At 32.2% G+C, this 15,269-nt stretch carries 13 protein-coding genes; all 13 read right to left on the bottom strand.

The annotated features are described in order from the left end of the window. Position 1 precedes the first annotated feature (1 nt). Genes LC457_RS12170 through LC457_RS12110 form a run of 13 tightly spaced genes read right to left on the bottom strand, consistent with a single transcriptional unit; the run spans position 2 to position 15,262 of the window. Positions 2–1,153 carry a glycosyltransferase gene (locus LC457_RS12170; RefSeq protein ID WP_223600064.1) on the bottom strand — a complete coding sequence of 384 codons (1,152 nt, stop codon included), beginning with the start codon at positions 1,151–1,153 and terminating at the stop codon, positions 2–4. Next, positions 1,146–2,405 carry an O-antigen polymerase gene (locus LC457_RS12165; protein ID WP_223600062.1) on the bottom strand — a complete coding sequence of 420 codons (1,260 nt, stop codon included), beginning with the start codon at positions 2,403–2,405 and terminating at the stop codon, positions 1,146–1,148. Before LC457_RS12165 ends, LC457_RS12170 begins: the two co-directional genes overlap by 8 nt. A 12-nt stretch (positions 2,406–2,417) precedes the next feature. Continuing rightward, positions 2,418–3,599 carry a lipopolysaccharide biosynthesis protein gene (locus LC457_RS12160; protein ID WP_223600061.1) on the bottom strand — a complete coding sequence of 394 codons (1,182 nt, stop codon included), beginning with the start codon at positions 3,597–3,599 and terminating at the stop codon, positions 2,418–2,420. Then, the gene (locus LC457_RS12155; RefSeq protein ID WP_223600060.1) at positions 3,596–4,339 is read right to left on the bottom strand and encodes a PHP domain-containing protein; all 744 of its coding nucleotides are present in this window, start codon (positions 4,337–4,339) and stop codon (positions 3,596–3,598) included. The genes LC457_RS12160 and LC457_RS12155 overlap by 4 nt, the downstream gene beginning before the upstream one ends. Continuing rightward, complete coding sequence (locus LC457_RS12150; RefSeq protein ID WP_223600059.1) at positions 4,309–5,376, bottom strand: ATP-grasp domain-containing protein; 1,068 nt, start codon at positions 5,374–5,376, stop codon at positions 4,309–4,311. Before LC457_RS12150 ends, LC457_RS12155 begins: the two co-directional genes overlap by 31 nt. Next, positions 5,373–6,752 carry a polysaccharide deacetylase family protein gene (locus LC457_RS12145; RefSeq protein WP_223600058.1) on the bottom strand — a complete coding sequence of 460 codons (1,380 nt, stop codon included), beginning with the start codon at positions 6,750–6,752 and terminating at the stop codon, positions 5,373–5,375. Before LC457_RS12145 ends, LC457_RS12150 begins: the two co-directional genes overlap by 4 nt. A 24-nt stretch (positions 6,753–6,776) precedes the next feature. After that, complete coding sequence (locus tag LC457_RS12140) at positions 6,777–7,787, bottom strand: Gfo/Idh/MocA family protein (RefSeq protein WP_223600057.1); 1,011 nt, start codon at positions 7,785–7,787, stop codon at positions 6,777–6,779. Between the two features lie 10 nt (positions 7,788–7,797). Beyond that, positions 7,798–8,370, bottom strand: a complete 573-nt coding sequence (locus LC457_RS12135) for an acyltransferase (protein ID WP_223600056.1) — start codon at positions 8,368–8,370, stop codon at positions 7,798–7,800. A 12-nt stretch (positions 8,371–8,382) separates the two neighbouring features. Beyond that, complete coding sequence (locus tag LC457_RS12130; RefSeq protein ID WP_223600054.1) at positions 8,383–9,507, bottom strand: DegT/DnrJ/EryC1/StrS aminotransferase family protein; 1,125 nt, start codon at positions 9,505–9,507, stop codon at positions 8,383–8,385. Positions 9,508–9,542: 35 nt separating this feature from the next. Beyond that, on the bottom strand, positions 9,543–10,733 hold the full coding sequence (gene lhgO, locus LC457_RS12125) for an L-2-hydroxyglutarate oxidase (RefSeq protein ID WP_223600053.1): 1,191 nt from the start codon (positions 10,731–10,733) through the stop codon (positions 9,543–9,545). A gap of 6 nt (positions 10,734–10,739) precedes the next feature. Continuing rightward, a complete protein-coding gene (locus LC457_RS12120; protein ID WP_223600052.1) occupies positions 10,740–12,035 on the bottom strand; it encodes a nucleotide sugar dehydrogenase in 1,296 nt (431 codons plus the stop codon). Further along, complete coding sequence (locus tag LC457_RS12115; RefSeq protein WP_223600051.1) at positions 12,035–14,431, bottom strand: tyrosine-protein kinase; 2,397 nt, start codon at positions 14,429–14,431, stop codon at positions 12,035–12,037. Before LC457_RS12115 ends, LC457_RS12120 begins: the two co-directional genes overlap by 1 nt. 6 nt (positions 14,432–14,437) lie before the next feature. After that, positions 14,438–15,262 carry a polysaccharide biosynthesis/export family protein gene (locus LC457_RS12110; RefSeq protein WP_223600050.1) on the bottom strand — a complete coding sequence of 275 codons (825 nt, stop codon included), beginning with the start codon at positions 15,260–15,262 and terminating at the stop codon, positions 14,438–14,440. Between the last annotated feature and the right edge of the window lie 7 nt (positions 15,263–15,269).

Raw genomic sequence — 15,269 nt, 5'->3', positions numbered from 1 at the left:
TTTATTCTTTATTTTTTAAAATATTATTATACATTTTTAGTAACTCACTTTCCTGAAAGTTCCAACTAAGCGGGTAAAGGTCTTTTTTCACCCTATTATTCAAATCTAAATGCTCAACATCTTTTACGATTTCAAATAAATTTTCAGCATCCAAGCTACTACATTTTCCTAAATTATATTCAGCAACAATTTTTTTGATATCAGGAAAATCTGATGCTAAAATATATAATTCTGAAAAGGCATATTCAAATAATTTATTCGGTAAGCAATAATAATCACTTAAAGAGACTGCTTCCACCAGACAAAGCCCTACATCAGCGGATGTAGACACTTCTACTACCTGATGATGCGGAACCGCCGGATGGTAATGAATATTATCATTATTGAGTGCTATTTTTTTAATTTCATCAACATATTCACCATAACCAATAAAAACAATATGAGAATCTACTTCTTTTCTTTGGAAAACATCCAGATACAAATTTACGCCTCTTCCTACTTCACTTATTATTCCCAGGTATAAAAATATTTTTTTCCCTTCAGGAATATTAAATTTTTCTCTGAGATAATTATTTTTAACATTTTCTTTCTGAGAAGGATCAAGCAAAGGAGAATTTAATATTAATACACTTTCCTTTTTCCCAAGATGCTTATCATACCAATCAATAATTGAGGGGCTCACACTAATCAGGATATCAATATCTTTCCACAACATTTTTTCAATGAAAAGAGTATACTTTGAAAGTATTTTTGATTGCCCTGCCTTATCTGATTCAAGTTCATGGGCATCATAGATCAGTTTTGATCCACAAAATAATTTGATCATTTTAGCTATGGGCAAATACAGGGTATCATGACAATGAATGACATCCGGTTTATATTTGATCCCAGGAAAAACCATTCTAATAAATGCCTCTATAAGATTAAGAAAATATCTGACAGGCCTTGGTAAAAATTTCAGGTTTTTTGTAGCGATATTGAACACCTTAATAAAAGGCATATGTTCTGTTTCATATTTATGTCCCTCAGAATCATCAATACCATAAGCAACCAAGGTTGTATTTTCAATTTTCTGGACAGCCTTCAGCTCTTTTAATATCCTACTGTCATATCGGATATCTGTAGGTGAAAGATGAAGTATTTTTTTATTCATTTTTTTTATATCTAGGCATTAAATAAAGTAAAAAGCAAACGGCTAAAAACCCACCTGAAATAAGTGCTGTAAAAAAAGCTCCATTGATAAATAGGGCTCCGAAAGAAAAACTAGAAATCAAATATATTCTTGCATCTAATTTAAAGCTTGACATATCAAATACTCTAAAGAAAAAAGCTCTCAAAAATGGAAATACCAATAGGGAAATCCATCCAAATTGTGCATAATCACTTCCAATCAAACCTGTATTGGAAGACATATCCGGGTCATTAAAATAGGTTGCTGCTATTATATAAGGAGAATTATTCTTATGATTTACAGTGCTTTCAAACCAATGTCCGAAATGCTCTCTGAGATAAAGTAATTCATGAGTTGAAAAGTAATCATAATGAAAATAGGCTAATAGTGTAGGTGTAAAATAGGTTCTTGAATAAAGGCCGGCAATACTGATCTGAACACTCTCACTTCCAAATTCGACAAAAAATATCAAAATAAGGTTGAAGCCAATAAATGCATGCAGAAGATACTTATTATATTCTTTCTTATAAAAAAAATAAATAAGTATGGTCAATATCAATAATACAAAATCCGTTTTATGTGCACCAAAAGAATACATCATTAAGCCAAAGAAGAAAAATACACAGCTCAAAAAAACATTTTTTTGTATCAGATAATACATAAAAGAAATGGTAATGAACATACTTGCTATTGGGCGGAGATAATTGATAAACGACGGCATATTTAATTCACTGACTTTCGCTCGTATTTCATATACTTCTTCAAAATCAAATTTAATACTAAAACCATTATATATAACGGAGAAAACGATCATCATCAGCACCACCGTATATAGCAAAATTTTAAATAAAATCATCGATTGAGAATTGTCAAAAATTTTATAATATGCTACCTTTCCATATCTTATATAAAACAAAAAGAGCATAGCACAATATATAACACTATATAAGAAGAACTCCAAATTATTGGTATATACGCAAAAAGTTAAATTCGGTAAAAAGTATAAGAGATATATCACCATAAGAATTAAACTTGCAGGAGTATCTTTCTCTAAAATCTTTTTAAAAAAATAAGTATAAAATAATATAGCAACGTAAGAAAGATTATTAATTGTATGACTAAATTCTCTTTCATAACCAAGATATCCGTAATGCACAGATATTGAATTAACATAGAGATAATCTAAAGATAATTTATATATAATAAAAAATATTAGTAGTGTAAAATACTTCATAGCAACAAAAAATCAAGACTTATTAAATAGTAAAGAAAGTAATAAATATCTAAATAGAATTACTCCTACATAAATCCAAATAAATAAATCTATTGTGGAACTCTTTCCTAAAAAAAATGAAACAAGCAAAACTAAAGTAGTAATTACCTCCCAAACGAGAAAAATTTTATTTTTCCGCTTAACCAATACACCGCTTGAGTAATGAGAAAAAGATGCAGAAATAATAGTGGTGAAAATTATTATTTTACTCATATCAAAAGCTTTCCTCCATTTATTGATGTCAAAAATTAAAGAGAAAAAATATTCACCAAAAATTAAATATACTATAGCAAATAACAGGGAAACCAAAAATAATAATCCAACATAAGTATTCATTTTCTTATTAAGTTTAGCTTTATTGGTTTCTGATAAATCCTTGTAGATTAACCCATTTAAACTTTCAGATATTAAACTTAATGGTTTATTTACAATTTTAGAAGCCATGAAATAATTCCCCAAAATAGCTTCTCCAAAATAATGCTTTATAAAAAAACTAGGCAGCTCTGCATTAAAAGTATTAATAAAATAAGCTGGCATCTGATGCAATGGAAAGGATTTATATTTTATTATAATGTTATAAAACTCTCTGTAAACAAAATTTCTTCTTTGTATTTTGAGATAAAACAAGATAAATATAGTTGCTAAAAAATTCGGTATCACATAAGATAATATCAAAACCCAGTATGATAGTTTTATATAATAACCAGAAAGTATAATGATAACTGCAAACACAGAGTTTAATATCATTGATTTACTTACAACATTCAACAACCCTTTTTTTATAAGAATATCTTTTGATGCACTATATAAAGATTGGCTAAATGCAACCAATGGTACAATTAAAAAATAGTAATCTATATCAAAAAATAGCATTGAAATAAGTATAACGAAAAAGGAAATTAATGAGATGGTTATACTTAAAAAAATGGAAACAGCATACAGCATACTATATTCCTCGCTCTTTGCTGGTAGCATAATTGCTTTGTTGTAAGACAAAGTATAAAAATATGCTAATGGAGCAGAAATTGATAAAATAAAGGACAGAACTCCAATTTCGTAATCAGAATAAATTCTTCCGGTTAATGGAACTGCAATCAGTAATATTAATTGAGATAATATATTGCTCCCTAAAAAAGATATTATTTTTCTTTTCATAAATTTAAATAATCTTCTTTAGTTCTCTTAAAAAGAGTTTTATATACAATATATATAAACAATTTAAAATTTTTGTTTACATATGCTTTTTTGAGTTGTGATAAAAAAATATCTAACACTGAACTTTTTTTAAGAAATAATGGAGCAATTTCGCCGTTTGTTAATGCTTCATGAAACATTAAATCATTTTTTTCATATCCTACCACGACATTTAAGAGAGATTGAGGAATATGAGAATCAGAGCTCCAAATTACAGATTTTTTATATTTTAGAGCCAATAGATAAGACTTGTAGTTATTAATAACTGATGATCTGGCGTTAAATACTTCTATAACATCAACTGCTTGTGCCAGTTCTTCTATTTGGGTGTGCCCGTCATATGGATGAGGTAAAATTAGTATTGCATTTTGTTCTTTTGCATTTTTATAAAACTCTTCCCATTTCATATCTGTAATTTCATTCTTTACATTTAATGCAATTACATCTCCCCGATCCGTTTTATATTCTGCAGCAGTAGGTATCTCTACATTCAGATTTTGTTCTTTTATTTTTCTTTGAAGCTCTAAGCTTCCTTTTATGGTCTCATGATCAGTTAAAACAACAAAATCAAGTTTTTTATCTTTTATTGTTTTAACTATTTTTTCAATCGTATTTATTCCATCATAGGAATAGGTACTGTGAAAATGAAAAATTCCCTTTTTCATTTTATTTACTTTGAGAAAATTTTCTTTATGGTCCATATTAATTTGATTGAATCAACGAAAAAGTTTTCAAACAAGTTCGTATAAGAGTCTTTATAAAAATATTCTTTTATTTTATGTAGTTTTCCTGTTTTAAGCAAAACCAAAAGATCTCCGTCTAAAACCCAGAAGAACTTTTTTCCCACTTCATATTTTTTCTCAATTTGTTCTTCCACCTTATTTGAATAAGCTTCAATCAAGGTTTTTCCAAAATTGAGTCCTACTGCATAAGATAAATCTAATGAACCCCAAAATTTGGGATTCAACTCTATTAAATAATATTGCTGTTTCGTCTCATCATATTTATACTCAATCATTAATGGGCCAGACCAATTTAAATATTCTATAATTTGTTTAGATATATTAAACATTTTTTCACAAAAAATAGACTTGGCAGCTGTACTAGATCCCCCGGTAATTGGTATTTCTCTAATACGTTGGTGCATGTAATAGCTAATAATTTTACCTTCTTTGGCAATACAAAAAAAGCCTCTGCCTACTCCTGATACCTGCTCCTGCATTAATAGTTTTACTCCCCCTGACAAGTATTTTTCTATTTTTTCGAATTCGGATTCAGAACCTAATTTTACATATAACGGATCAAATTTAGCTAGGCTTTCATTGCTTGATTTAACAACACAATTCTTATCTCTACTATATAGCTTTAACTCTTCCAGATTTGAAAATAACCTGCATTCAGGATAATTTACATCTCTAAGAGAGTTCAAAATTACCATTTTATCTTTATTTAATGCTATTTCAAGACTCTCTTTTGTAGGTATTAAACATAATTCTCTATATTTTTCAGAGCATATCTTTACGGCTTCACTCCCTACAGGAATTATAAATTCGGGACTAATCTGTCTGACTGATTCTTCCAAATCCCCTACAATATAATCTTTACAATATCCCAACCTTTTAGTAAAAAAAACAGCTTCTTTATCTGTAGCAAAAACCTCATGCATATTGTCTCTGTACAATTCCCGCTGTATTGCTATAGAGTTTTTGTAATTTGCATCCGTTATCAAAATTCTCATACTTGCTTTGTGTTATTCAGGGTTGAACAAAATTCGAGGATCTGACAGTATAGTTCTTTCTTTTTTTCATTTTCAAATTCATCATTATGCCAAAGTAATGAGAATCTACCTCCTACTTTATAACACTGAAGAACTATTTTTTTGACATAATTAAGAGCTTTATCATCTTCTATTCTTATTTTAGAATAATCCAGAACACTTCCTTCCATTATAATTAAAGGTCTTATTTCTACATTTAGAATTGATTTGTTATAGATGTCAAATGGTTTATAAGGAAAACATGTTCCACATCTAAAACCACCTGTTTCATGGAAGGTTAAGGTATTGTCATACTTCTGTCCAACCGTAGAAATTTGTCTTAGCGTTTCGAGAAAATTAATTCTCAAATAATGCATTCTTCCCCCCATTTCTGTAGGAATGTTCAATTCAGACAAAATTGTTCTAAGCTTCATCCATTCAGTCTTAATATTGAATTTTGATGAAGCACTGTAACTATAATGAATACCTACTTCGTGACCTCTATTGTCAATTTTAGTAATAAGACGTTTTACAAAATTGGTATAATTATATCTGAAATCAAATTTAAAAGAGGTATTGTCGGGAATAAAATAAAATTTACTGGTTATACCATGTTTATCTGAAACATCCATAATCCAGTCAAATGTATTGGAAGCCTCCTTATCAAAAAAAAATTTCCTATTTGTAAAATAAGAAACAACCATTTGGGGTCTTTTTACCAAATCTATCAGAAAAAGTGTGATAAGTTTAGTTTTTGGGACACTAATATATCTTGATATTTTATCTACATCGTGGCTCACTTCATAAGAAAACATATTTTGTTTGCAGTCAATATCAGAGGCTAAAAGAATACTTCCAATAAAATAGATCCACTCATCAACTATTGGGCGCAGGTATAATTCATCCTTAAATAAATGAGAATTTTTCAACTCAAATCTGGAATGTTTATCTTCAGAATTCACTCCATATTCCTCTAATCTATTGAGGGACCATATCATATATGATACGAAGTCATAATTTATTGTAAAAACATTGTTTTCTTTCCTGATAAACCAGTCTATTTCCGAAACTCCAAATAAAACTAAATTTTCATTTGGGATTCCCAGCCCTGTTGTTTTTGAAATAGATTCTCCAGACACATAACTGAAGACTTTTTCTTTATTGAAAAATGCTTGTCTTCCATTATCTGTAAAGTTAATAGTTACAAAATGGCTGTTTTGAGAAAAAATCAAACAAAAATGACCCTCTGAAAATTCAACCTGGACATCTACATCAAATCTCTCTCTAAAAATGTTACCTACCCAATCCTGCAACAGATTATCTGAAAGTATTTCCAGGAAATAATTACTTGTTACCAAAATTTAAGCTATTATGAAAATTGTCTACTTTTTATCATATATTCTCTCAATAATATCCACCACTTTCAATCCTTCCAGAGCATTGGTTGTAATGGTATTTCTTCCTTTCAGTACATCCACAACATTTTCAATGATGTAGTGATGATTAGCCGCAGATCCTTTGTAAGCACCATAATCATTTCCAGGATTCGTTGGAGCTAATTCCGGCATTACATAGTCTTTTATATTACAAACTTCTACCTTATCCATGTATTGTCCTCCGATTTTCACGGCTCCATGCTCTGCAATGATTGTCATAGAACTTTCAAGATTCTGATTCCACACTGAAGTAGAATAATTTAATGATCCCATTCCTCCGTCTACGAAATCAAAGCTAACGAAACCTGAGTCTTCAAAATCAGTAAGAGTCTCATGATTAAAATCTGCAAATTTTGCCTGAATATTGGTAATATCACCGAATAACCAATACATAATATCTATAAAGTGAGAAAACTGTGTAAATAAGGTTCCCCCATCCAGTTCTTTCTTTCCATGCCATGATTCCGGTTTATAATATCGGTCATCACGATTCCAGTAGCAATTAAGCTGAACCATATATATTTTACCAAGTTTTCCGCTCTCTACCATTTCTTTTACCCACGCCGAAGGTGGAGAGTATCTGTTTTGCATTACTGCAAAAACTTGCTTATGCTTGTGCAATGCCTGAAAAATAAGTTTTTCGGCATGCTGTTTTTTCAGAGCCATTGGTTTTTCTACCACAACGTGCTTTCCTGAATCTATCACTTTATAAGACTGTTCAAAATGGAATCCGTTTGGTGATGCAATGTTAATAACATCCACTTCAATCCCGGAAGCCAGAAATTCATCCAATGAAGCAAAAAAGGGAACTTCATAATTTTCAATGCCCAGTACAGATTTATCTTTAATATCGATTAATCCAACCAATTCACATTCCTCATTTCTTGAGATCATTTCGGCATGTCTTTTTCCGATATGCCCGCAGCCAACTACTGCAAATTTGATTTTTTCACTCATTTGTTTGTTTTTAAATTTTAGAAACTTTGTTATTTTCTAATTTGTATTTTTCTCCACTTTCTTCACAAACGGCAATATTTTCTACATCAAAATGAAGTCTTTGCCCAAATTCACTCATCCACCCCATTTGTCTGGCCGGGTTTCCTACCACCAAAGCATAATCCGGCACTTCTTTTGTGACTACTGCTCCTGCTCCAATAAAAGCATACTGACCTATATTATGTCCACAGACAATAGTTGCATTCGCTCCTATAGATGCACCTTTTCCAACATGTGTTTTCAGATATTCATTCTTTCTGTTTACAGCACTTCTAGGATTTATTACGTTGGTAAAAACCATTGAAGGGCCTAAAAAGACATCATCGTCACATGTTACTCCTTCATAAATAGAAACATTATTCTGAACTTTTACATTCTTTCCTAACACTACTTTTGGAGAAATAACAACGTTTTGTCCTATATTACATTTTTCTCCTAAAACACAGCCGGTCATAAGGTGTGAAAAATGCCAAACTTTCGTTCCGGTCCCTATCTGGCAACCTTCATCAATAACAGCTGTTTCGTGTGCAAAAAAATCTGACATATCTGCTTTATATTAATTAAAATAATTCTTAATTTCTGTAACAATAACATCTAATACTTCCTGATCAAATTCTGTATGTACGGGAAGGGAAATCACTTCGGTGCAAAGTTGTTCCGTAACAGGAAGGCTAAAGCCTTCTTCTACATATTGAAGAAAAGCTTCTTGCTTATAAAGGGGCAAAGGATAATATATCATACTTGGAATATTCTTTTCTGCCAAGTATTTTTGTAGTTCATCTCTTTTCCCATTTTTTACTCTAAGGGTATACTGATGGAATACATGAGTAGAGTTTTCAGCTCTTTTGGGAGTTTGAATTTCGGCAATATCTGCAAGATTTTTATCATAATAATCAGCCATCCTGTTTCTGGCTGCTGAATATTTGTCCAAATGTTTTAACTTAACTTTTAAAACAGCTGCCTGAATTGTATCCAATCTGGAATTACAACCTAAAACTTTATGATAATATTTCTTTTCCTGACCATGGTTGGCAATCATTCTTATTTTTAAAGCCAGATCATCATCATTCGTCATTAACGCACCCCCATCACCATAGCAACCAAGGTTTTTTGACGGAAAAAATGAGGTACATCCTATATGGCCGATAGTTCCTGTCTTTTTGACAGTTCCATCAGAAAAAGTATAATCAGAACCAATTGCCTGAGCATTATCTTCTATAACAAAAAGATTGTGTTTTTCTGCAAATTCAAGAATCTTTTGCATGTTGGCACTTTGGCCATATAAATGAACGGGAACAATTGCTTTGGTATTGGGTGTCAGATATTTTTGTAAATCTTCCAGCTCAATATCAAAAGTATCTTCGTTTACATCCACCATTACCGGTTTTAATCCTAAAAGACCAATAACTTCAGCTGTAGCTACGTAAGTGAAAGCCGGGCAGATAATTTCGTCACCGGGTTGCAGATCAAGTGCCATCATGGCAATTTGAAGGGCGTCTGTTCCGTTAGCACATGGAATAACATGTTTTACGCCCAAATATTTTTCAAAATCCTGTTGAAATTCTTTTACAGCAGGACCGTTAATAAATGCTGTATTGTTTATACATTCCTGGATACCGGCATCTACGTCTTCTTTTATTTTCAGGTATTGACCTTTAAGGTCAACCATTTGAATTTTCATATCTTTAGTTTTTTGAGTGCACGTAGAGGTGCATTTTAATTCACGATAAGCTCACTGATCTTATTTCCTATAGAAAGACAGGAAGTGGCTGCCGGAGAGGGTGCATTTCTAACGTGAATGATGTTTCCGTTTTTTACGATATCAAAATCATCAATTAGTCCTCCATTTCTGTCACAAGCCTGTGCTCTTACACCTGAGCCTCCTGCTACGAGGTCATTTTCCTGGATTTCCGGTAAAAGTTTCTGTAAAGCTTTTGTAAATGCGGATTTGGAAAGTGAACGGTGCATTTCTCCCATTCCAGTTTTCCCATATTTCGCAACAATTTTTCTAAATCCAGGCCATAGCATGGTCTGCATTGTTTCGTTGAAATTGAAATCGAAAAAATGATATCCTTCCTTTTTGAAAGCCAGCACTGCATTAGGACCAGCTTCGATATTACCATCAATCATTCTGGTAAAGTGTACTCCAAGGAACGGAAAACTAGGGTCAGGAACCGGGTAAATAAGATGTTTTACCAAATATTTTTTTTCATCCTTAATTTTATAATATTCTCCTCTGAACGGAATAATGACCACATCGTTTTTTTCGTTGGTCATTTTGGTGATCTTATCAGAATAGAGTCCTGCACAGGAAATCAGCTTTTTGGTTTTAAATTCGGAAATATTGGTGTTTACAATAATTTCAGATCCTTTATCAATGATGTTTTTTACTTCATTGCTGAATCTTACTTCGCCTCCTAATTCTTCAAAAAGCTCTTTTATTTTTTTTGCTATTCCCGGATAATCAATAATTCCGGTTTGTGGCACTTTTATTGCTCTTATACCTTCACAGTGAGGTTCAATTTCACGGAATTCTTCTCTTGAAAGGTATTTTAAGTTTTGCAGACCGTTTTCAATACCTCTTTTATAAATATTATCTAAAAGGGGTAATTCTTCCTGTGAGGTAGCTACAATTATTTTTCCGCAGAGATCGTATTTAATCCCGTGTTTCTCGGCAAAATTAATGACTGAATTATATCCTTCGATACAGTTTTTTGCTTTAAGGCTGCCTGGTTTATAATAAATCCCACTATGGATTACGCCGCTGTTGTGTCCCGATTGGTGCAATGCAACATCGTTTTCTTTTTCTAAAATTAAAATCTTAGAATCAGGATTTTTCAGCTTAGTCTGATAGGCTGTAGCCAAACCTACCAAACCCGCACCAATGATTATAATATCATAGTTCATTATCTGTTACAGTCTTGCATCCACCAGATTTCTGTCTAAACATGCTTTGGTATCAAAAACCACAGCATTTTCTTTTTTAAGCTGATCCATATCCATTTCCAGAAACTCGTTATGAGATACTGCAATAACTAAAGAATCATACTTTTTCCCTTCCTGTAAAGTATCCAGAATATCAATTCCATATTCGTGTTTTACTTCCTCTTTGCTTGCCCACGGATCATAAATGTCTACATTTACTCCATAATCAGCAAGTTCTCTGTAAATATCAACAACTTTGGTATTTCTGACATCCGGACAGTTTTCTTTGAATGTAACTCCTAAAATCAAGGCATTAGAATTTTTGATCACTCCACCTTTTGCAATAAGAAGTTTCACTACTTTAGCAGCAACAAACTTAGCAATAGAATCGTTTACACGTCTTCCGGATAAGATAACATCAGGGTGGTATCCTAACTGCTCTGCCTTGTGTGCAAGATAATAAGGATCTACGGAGATACAATGTCCTCCTACTAATCCAGGTTTATATTTAAGGAAATTATATTTTGTACCTGCAGCTTCCAATACATCATTGGTATCGATTCCTACTCTATCAAAAATTAAAGCCAATTCGTTCACAAAAGAAATATTAACGTCTCTTTGTGCATTTTCAATAGCTTTAGAAGCTTCTGCTACTTTAATGCTGGGTGCCTTGTGAGTTCCAGCAGTAATGATTTTCTTATATAGATTATCAACTTCTTCGGCAATCTTTTCCGTAGAACCTGAAGTTACTTTTTTAACACTTGTAAGCGTATTTACCTTATCTCCCGGATTAATTCTTTCCGGCGAATATCCTACAAAAAAGTCTTCGTTAAACTGAAGTCCTGAATATTTTTCAAGAACCGGTACGCATTCTTCTTCTGTACATCCTGGAAAGACTGTAGATTCATAAATAACAATATCTCCTTTTTTGATAATTTCTCCCAACATTTTTGAGGCAGAAATCAATGGATTCAGATCCGGAGCATTATATTTATCAATAGGGGTAGGAACTGTCACAATGAATACATTAGCTTCAGAAATATCAGACAACAGACTTGTTGCTTTGTATCCTAAAGAACCATTAGATTCATTATATTTTTTCAGTCCGTTATTTAATTTATCAACATCTGCTTCAAGCGTTATATCTTTTCCGTTGTTAAGTTGCTCAACACGCTGTGTATTGATATCAAATCCAAAGACAGGATAGTGATCTGCAAATTCAAGAGATAAAGGTAGACCTACATAACCCTGGCCTATAACCGCTATTTTATATGTTGTTATCATTAACTAAGTTTATTTTTTATTTTTTGAAACCAAGATTGTTCTGTATGTTGGTTATACCCATAACCATATTTGTTACTATATCCTAAATCTTCCCTATTCACATCATTAAGTACGAAACCAACATTTTTGATTTTTTTCTGATCGATATTGCTATTTGCAAATTCTAACAATGCCTTTTCAGTGTATTTCGATCTGGATACATAAATAGTAATATCAGAAAGTTCAGCAATAAGGAATGTGTCTGTAACGAGAAGCAATGGTGCAGTATCCAGGATAATATACTCATATTTATCTTTCAATTCACTTAAAAGAGTCTCATAGCGACCGTTGGATAATAATTCTGTCGGATTCGGAGGAATCATTCCTGAATAAATTACATCCAGATGAGGATTAAAAGATGATACATGAATGATATCTTGCAGTTTTGTATCGTCATTATAAAGATATTCCGTAAGTCCGGTAAGCCCTTTTCTGGCAGGGTTATATCTTTGAAGCTGAGGATTCCTGATATCAGATCCTATGATAATTGCTTTTTTCTTAGGATTAGCTAATGTTAAAGCTAAATTGACAGAAGTAAAGGTTTTCCCTTCTCCTTTTACTGTAGAAGTAACAAATACAACTTTTCCTTTTCCATCTTTTGAAAGCATGAAATTCATATTGGTAATAAGAATTCTAAATGCTTCCGCCATAGGAGTAATGTCATTCGTTTTTACGATCTCAGAATCTCCTTTTTCAAGACTTGGTAATTCCGCAATAATAGGTGCATGTACAAGCTTCTCAAGATCATGTTTTGTAACAATTTTATTATTGAAAAGCATTGTTAAATAAATAATAATAAATGGAATTAACAGACCTGCTACTAAATAAATCGTCAAAATAACATTAGTCTTTGGAGAAATCGCTGCTGGTGAAGCATATGCAGCATCCAGAACTTTTGCTTTTGGAGCTAAGATAGATTGTGCAATAGCGGTCTCTTCCCTCTTTTGAAGTAAAAGTAAGTACAGATTTTCTTTAATCTGCTGCTGTCTTTCTATACTTCTGAACATTTTTTCGATAGAAGGAAGTTTGGATATTTTTCCAGAAACTTTATTTTGCTCTCCTAAATATTCATTTTTTGCAAGTTCCAGCCCTACTTTATTTCTTTGGAGAGTCTGCATAATGGAACTACGCATTGCATTAATTTGTTTTGTAACATCTACCACAGTAGGGTTTTCTGGTGTAGCAGATTCAAGTAATCTGTTTCTCTGTAAAACAAGTTGGTTATATCCTGATATTCCTGATATTGCTTCAGGATTATTCAATCCTACATTTGCAGGCAGAACCTGATATTGTCCTTGTTTAGAAACATAGCCTATAAGTGCTGTTGTAAGTTCCAGCTGAGCATCCACATCCAGTTGTTTGGCTCTGGCTGCAGCAGAACTTTCTAAATTAATTTTAGCTTCCGTTTCTAAATCAGTAAGGTTATTTTTCGATTTAAAACTTTCTTTCTGATTTTCAACTTCTCCCAGCTCACCTGATAATTTTTTTATTCTATCTTCAATAAAATCTAAAGTCTTTTTTGATTCTGAATTTTTATCTACAATAGCATCGTTGTTATAAGCTATTACCAGGCTATTGATAATATCTTTTGCTTTTGCTATCTGAGGATATTGATATGCAAGTTTTAGTACGGTTGTTTCTCTATTAACAAGATCAACATTAAGCGGCCCTTGAAGGCTATTTACAGCAGCTTCCAGAGAAGATATCTGAAGTACCAGATTGTTTATGTTTATGCCTTTAACTTCTGCAGCGTTAAATTTTGGGTTTTTTGTTATTATAATGTTTGCAAATGGTAAACTTATTGTCTTACCATAAGTTGTTACAATATCTTTTTTAAGGCTTTCACCACTCAAAGTTAACTTCTCTCCATTGATTGCAAGTAGAATTGTATTTATAGCACCTTTATCCTTTTTCTCTCCAATTACCCTCACTTCTACAGGGGAAGTTTCTTTATATAACTCTAAGGTTCTGATCTTTCCTTTTGCTGTAATATTAGTTTGAAGACTTAAACTGCTGATGACTTCACTCATCATTTTTTTTGACTTCAAAACTTCTATTTCATTGGCTATACTATTGGTTTTAAGACCTCCAATACCTGATAAATCAGGTAAGACCCCCAAATCGTTTGCCATTACTGATGAAGAAGAATTTTTAGCATCTTTGATAAGAATTGTAGACTGTACACCATATACAGGAACCATAAATTTCAATGAAATATAGCCTATTACCAAAGCAATAAATGCACTTATAATAAACCAAGGCCATTTTCGGATATATGGTTTTAAAATTTCACTAACATTAATTCTCTTTGTGTCGTTTTCGTCTTCTGAAAATTGTGAAGTTCGCTGGTTATCCATCAATTTTTATTTCTTATTAAATAAACTTACCACTACTGCTATGGCTGTAATACCGATAGAAATTGCTGTCAGGTAAAGACCTGTATTTGGGTTTTGTTTTGCCATAACATCTTTTGTATTGTTTGAAGAAACAATAATGGCATCCCCTTGTTTCAGATTATAATATGGAGAATTAATTAAATTAGCATCGTGAAGATTAATGCGGCCGTGAGAAACAACCCCGTTTTCTGTTCTTACCACCAATATATCATTCCTTTTTCCATACTGAGTCAAATCGCCAGCCATCCCTAATGCATTCCAGATCGTTGCCTGTCCGTTTGCAATAGTATAGTCGCCTTGTCTATTTACTTCCCCTAATACCGTAACTTTAAAGTTCGAGAGTCTCATATTAACTGTTGGGTTAATGACATATTTCGTCATTTTTTCCCTTAGTTCATCTTTAAATGTTGTCAAACTTTTATCTAAAGTATTCAGTTTTCCCAATATTGGAAAGTCAATATCACCATTCGAATCTACAATATATGTTGGACCTGACAGTATTGTTGCTCCCTGATTAGGAGTATTTCCTCCAGCAGCAGCATTGGTTTGAACAAGTTCTGATGAAGAATAGTTTTGATTAAAAGGTTTTACAACATCCATATCCTTTGCCGTGATCAGAATAACCAGCTGATCCCCTGCTTGAATTGTATTTGCAGAATTTTTAGCAGAAGCATTGATTGCAACCTGTTCTATATTCTGCATATAATTTAAATCATTCTTTGCATTGGGATTAACTTTACAGGAAATCACTAAAGAGGACACTAAGATTACTGCTAATATTTTTCCTTTCATTATCTTG

Source organism: Chryseobacterium sp. GVT01B (genome assembly GCF_019970045.1).
Classification (GTDB): domain Bacteria; phylum Bacteroidota; class Bacteroidia; order Flavobacteriales; family Weeksellaceae; genus Chryseobacterium.
Note: the sequence above shows the minus strand (reverse complement) of the source record. Positions and strands in the feature narration are given on the sequence as shown.

Bases quoted from the DNA above. Each gene is read 5' to 3' on its own strand.
- LC457_RS12170 (WP_223600064.1), bottom strand. From the start codon at position 1,153: ATGAATAAAAAAATACTTCATCTTTCACCTACAGATATCCGATATGAC.
- LC457_RS12165 (WP_223600062.1), bottom strand. From the start codon at position 2,405: ATGAAGTATTTTACACTACTAATATTTTTTATTATATATAAATTATCT.
- LC457_RS12160 (WP_223600061.1), bottom strand. From the start codon at position 3,599: ATGAAAAGAAAAATAATATCTTTTTTAGGGAGCAATATATTATCTCAA.
- LC457_RS12155 (WP_223600060.1), bottom strand. From the start codon at position 4,339: ATGGACCATAAAGAAAATTTTCTCAAAGTAAATAAAATGAAAAAGGGA.
- LC457_RS12150 (WP_223600059.1), bottom strand. From the start codon at position 5,376: ATGAGAATTTTGATAACGGATGCAAATTACAAAAACTCTATAGCAATA.
- LC457_RS12140 (WP_223600057.1), bottom strand. From the start codon at position 7,787: ATGAGTGAAAAAATCAAATTTGCAGTAGTTGGCTGCGGGCATATCGGA.
- LC457_RS12135 (WP_223600056.1), bottom strand. From the start codon at position 8,370: ATGTCAGATTTTTTTGCACACGAAACAGCTGTTATTGATGAAGGTTGC.
- LC457_RS12130 (WP_223600054.1), bottom strand. From the start codon at position 9,507: ATGAAAATTCAAATGGTTGACCTTAAAGGTCAATACCTGAAAATAAAA.
- lhgO (WP_223600053.1), bottom strand. From the start codon at position 10,733: ATGAACTATGATATTATAATCATTGGTGCGGGTTTGGTAGGTTTGGCT.
- LC457_RS12120 (WP_223600052.1), bottom strand. From the start codon at position 12,035: ATGATAACAACATATAAAATAGCGGTTATAGGCCAGGGTTATGTAGGT.
- LC457_RS12115 (WP_223600051.1), bottom strand. From the start codon at position 14,431: ATGGATAACCAGCGAACTTCACAATTTTCAGAAGACGAAAACGACACA.
- LC457_RS12110 (WP_223600050.1), bottom strand. From the start codon at position 15,262: ATGAAAGGAAAAATATTAGCAGTAATCTTAGTGTCCTCTTTAGTGATT.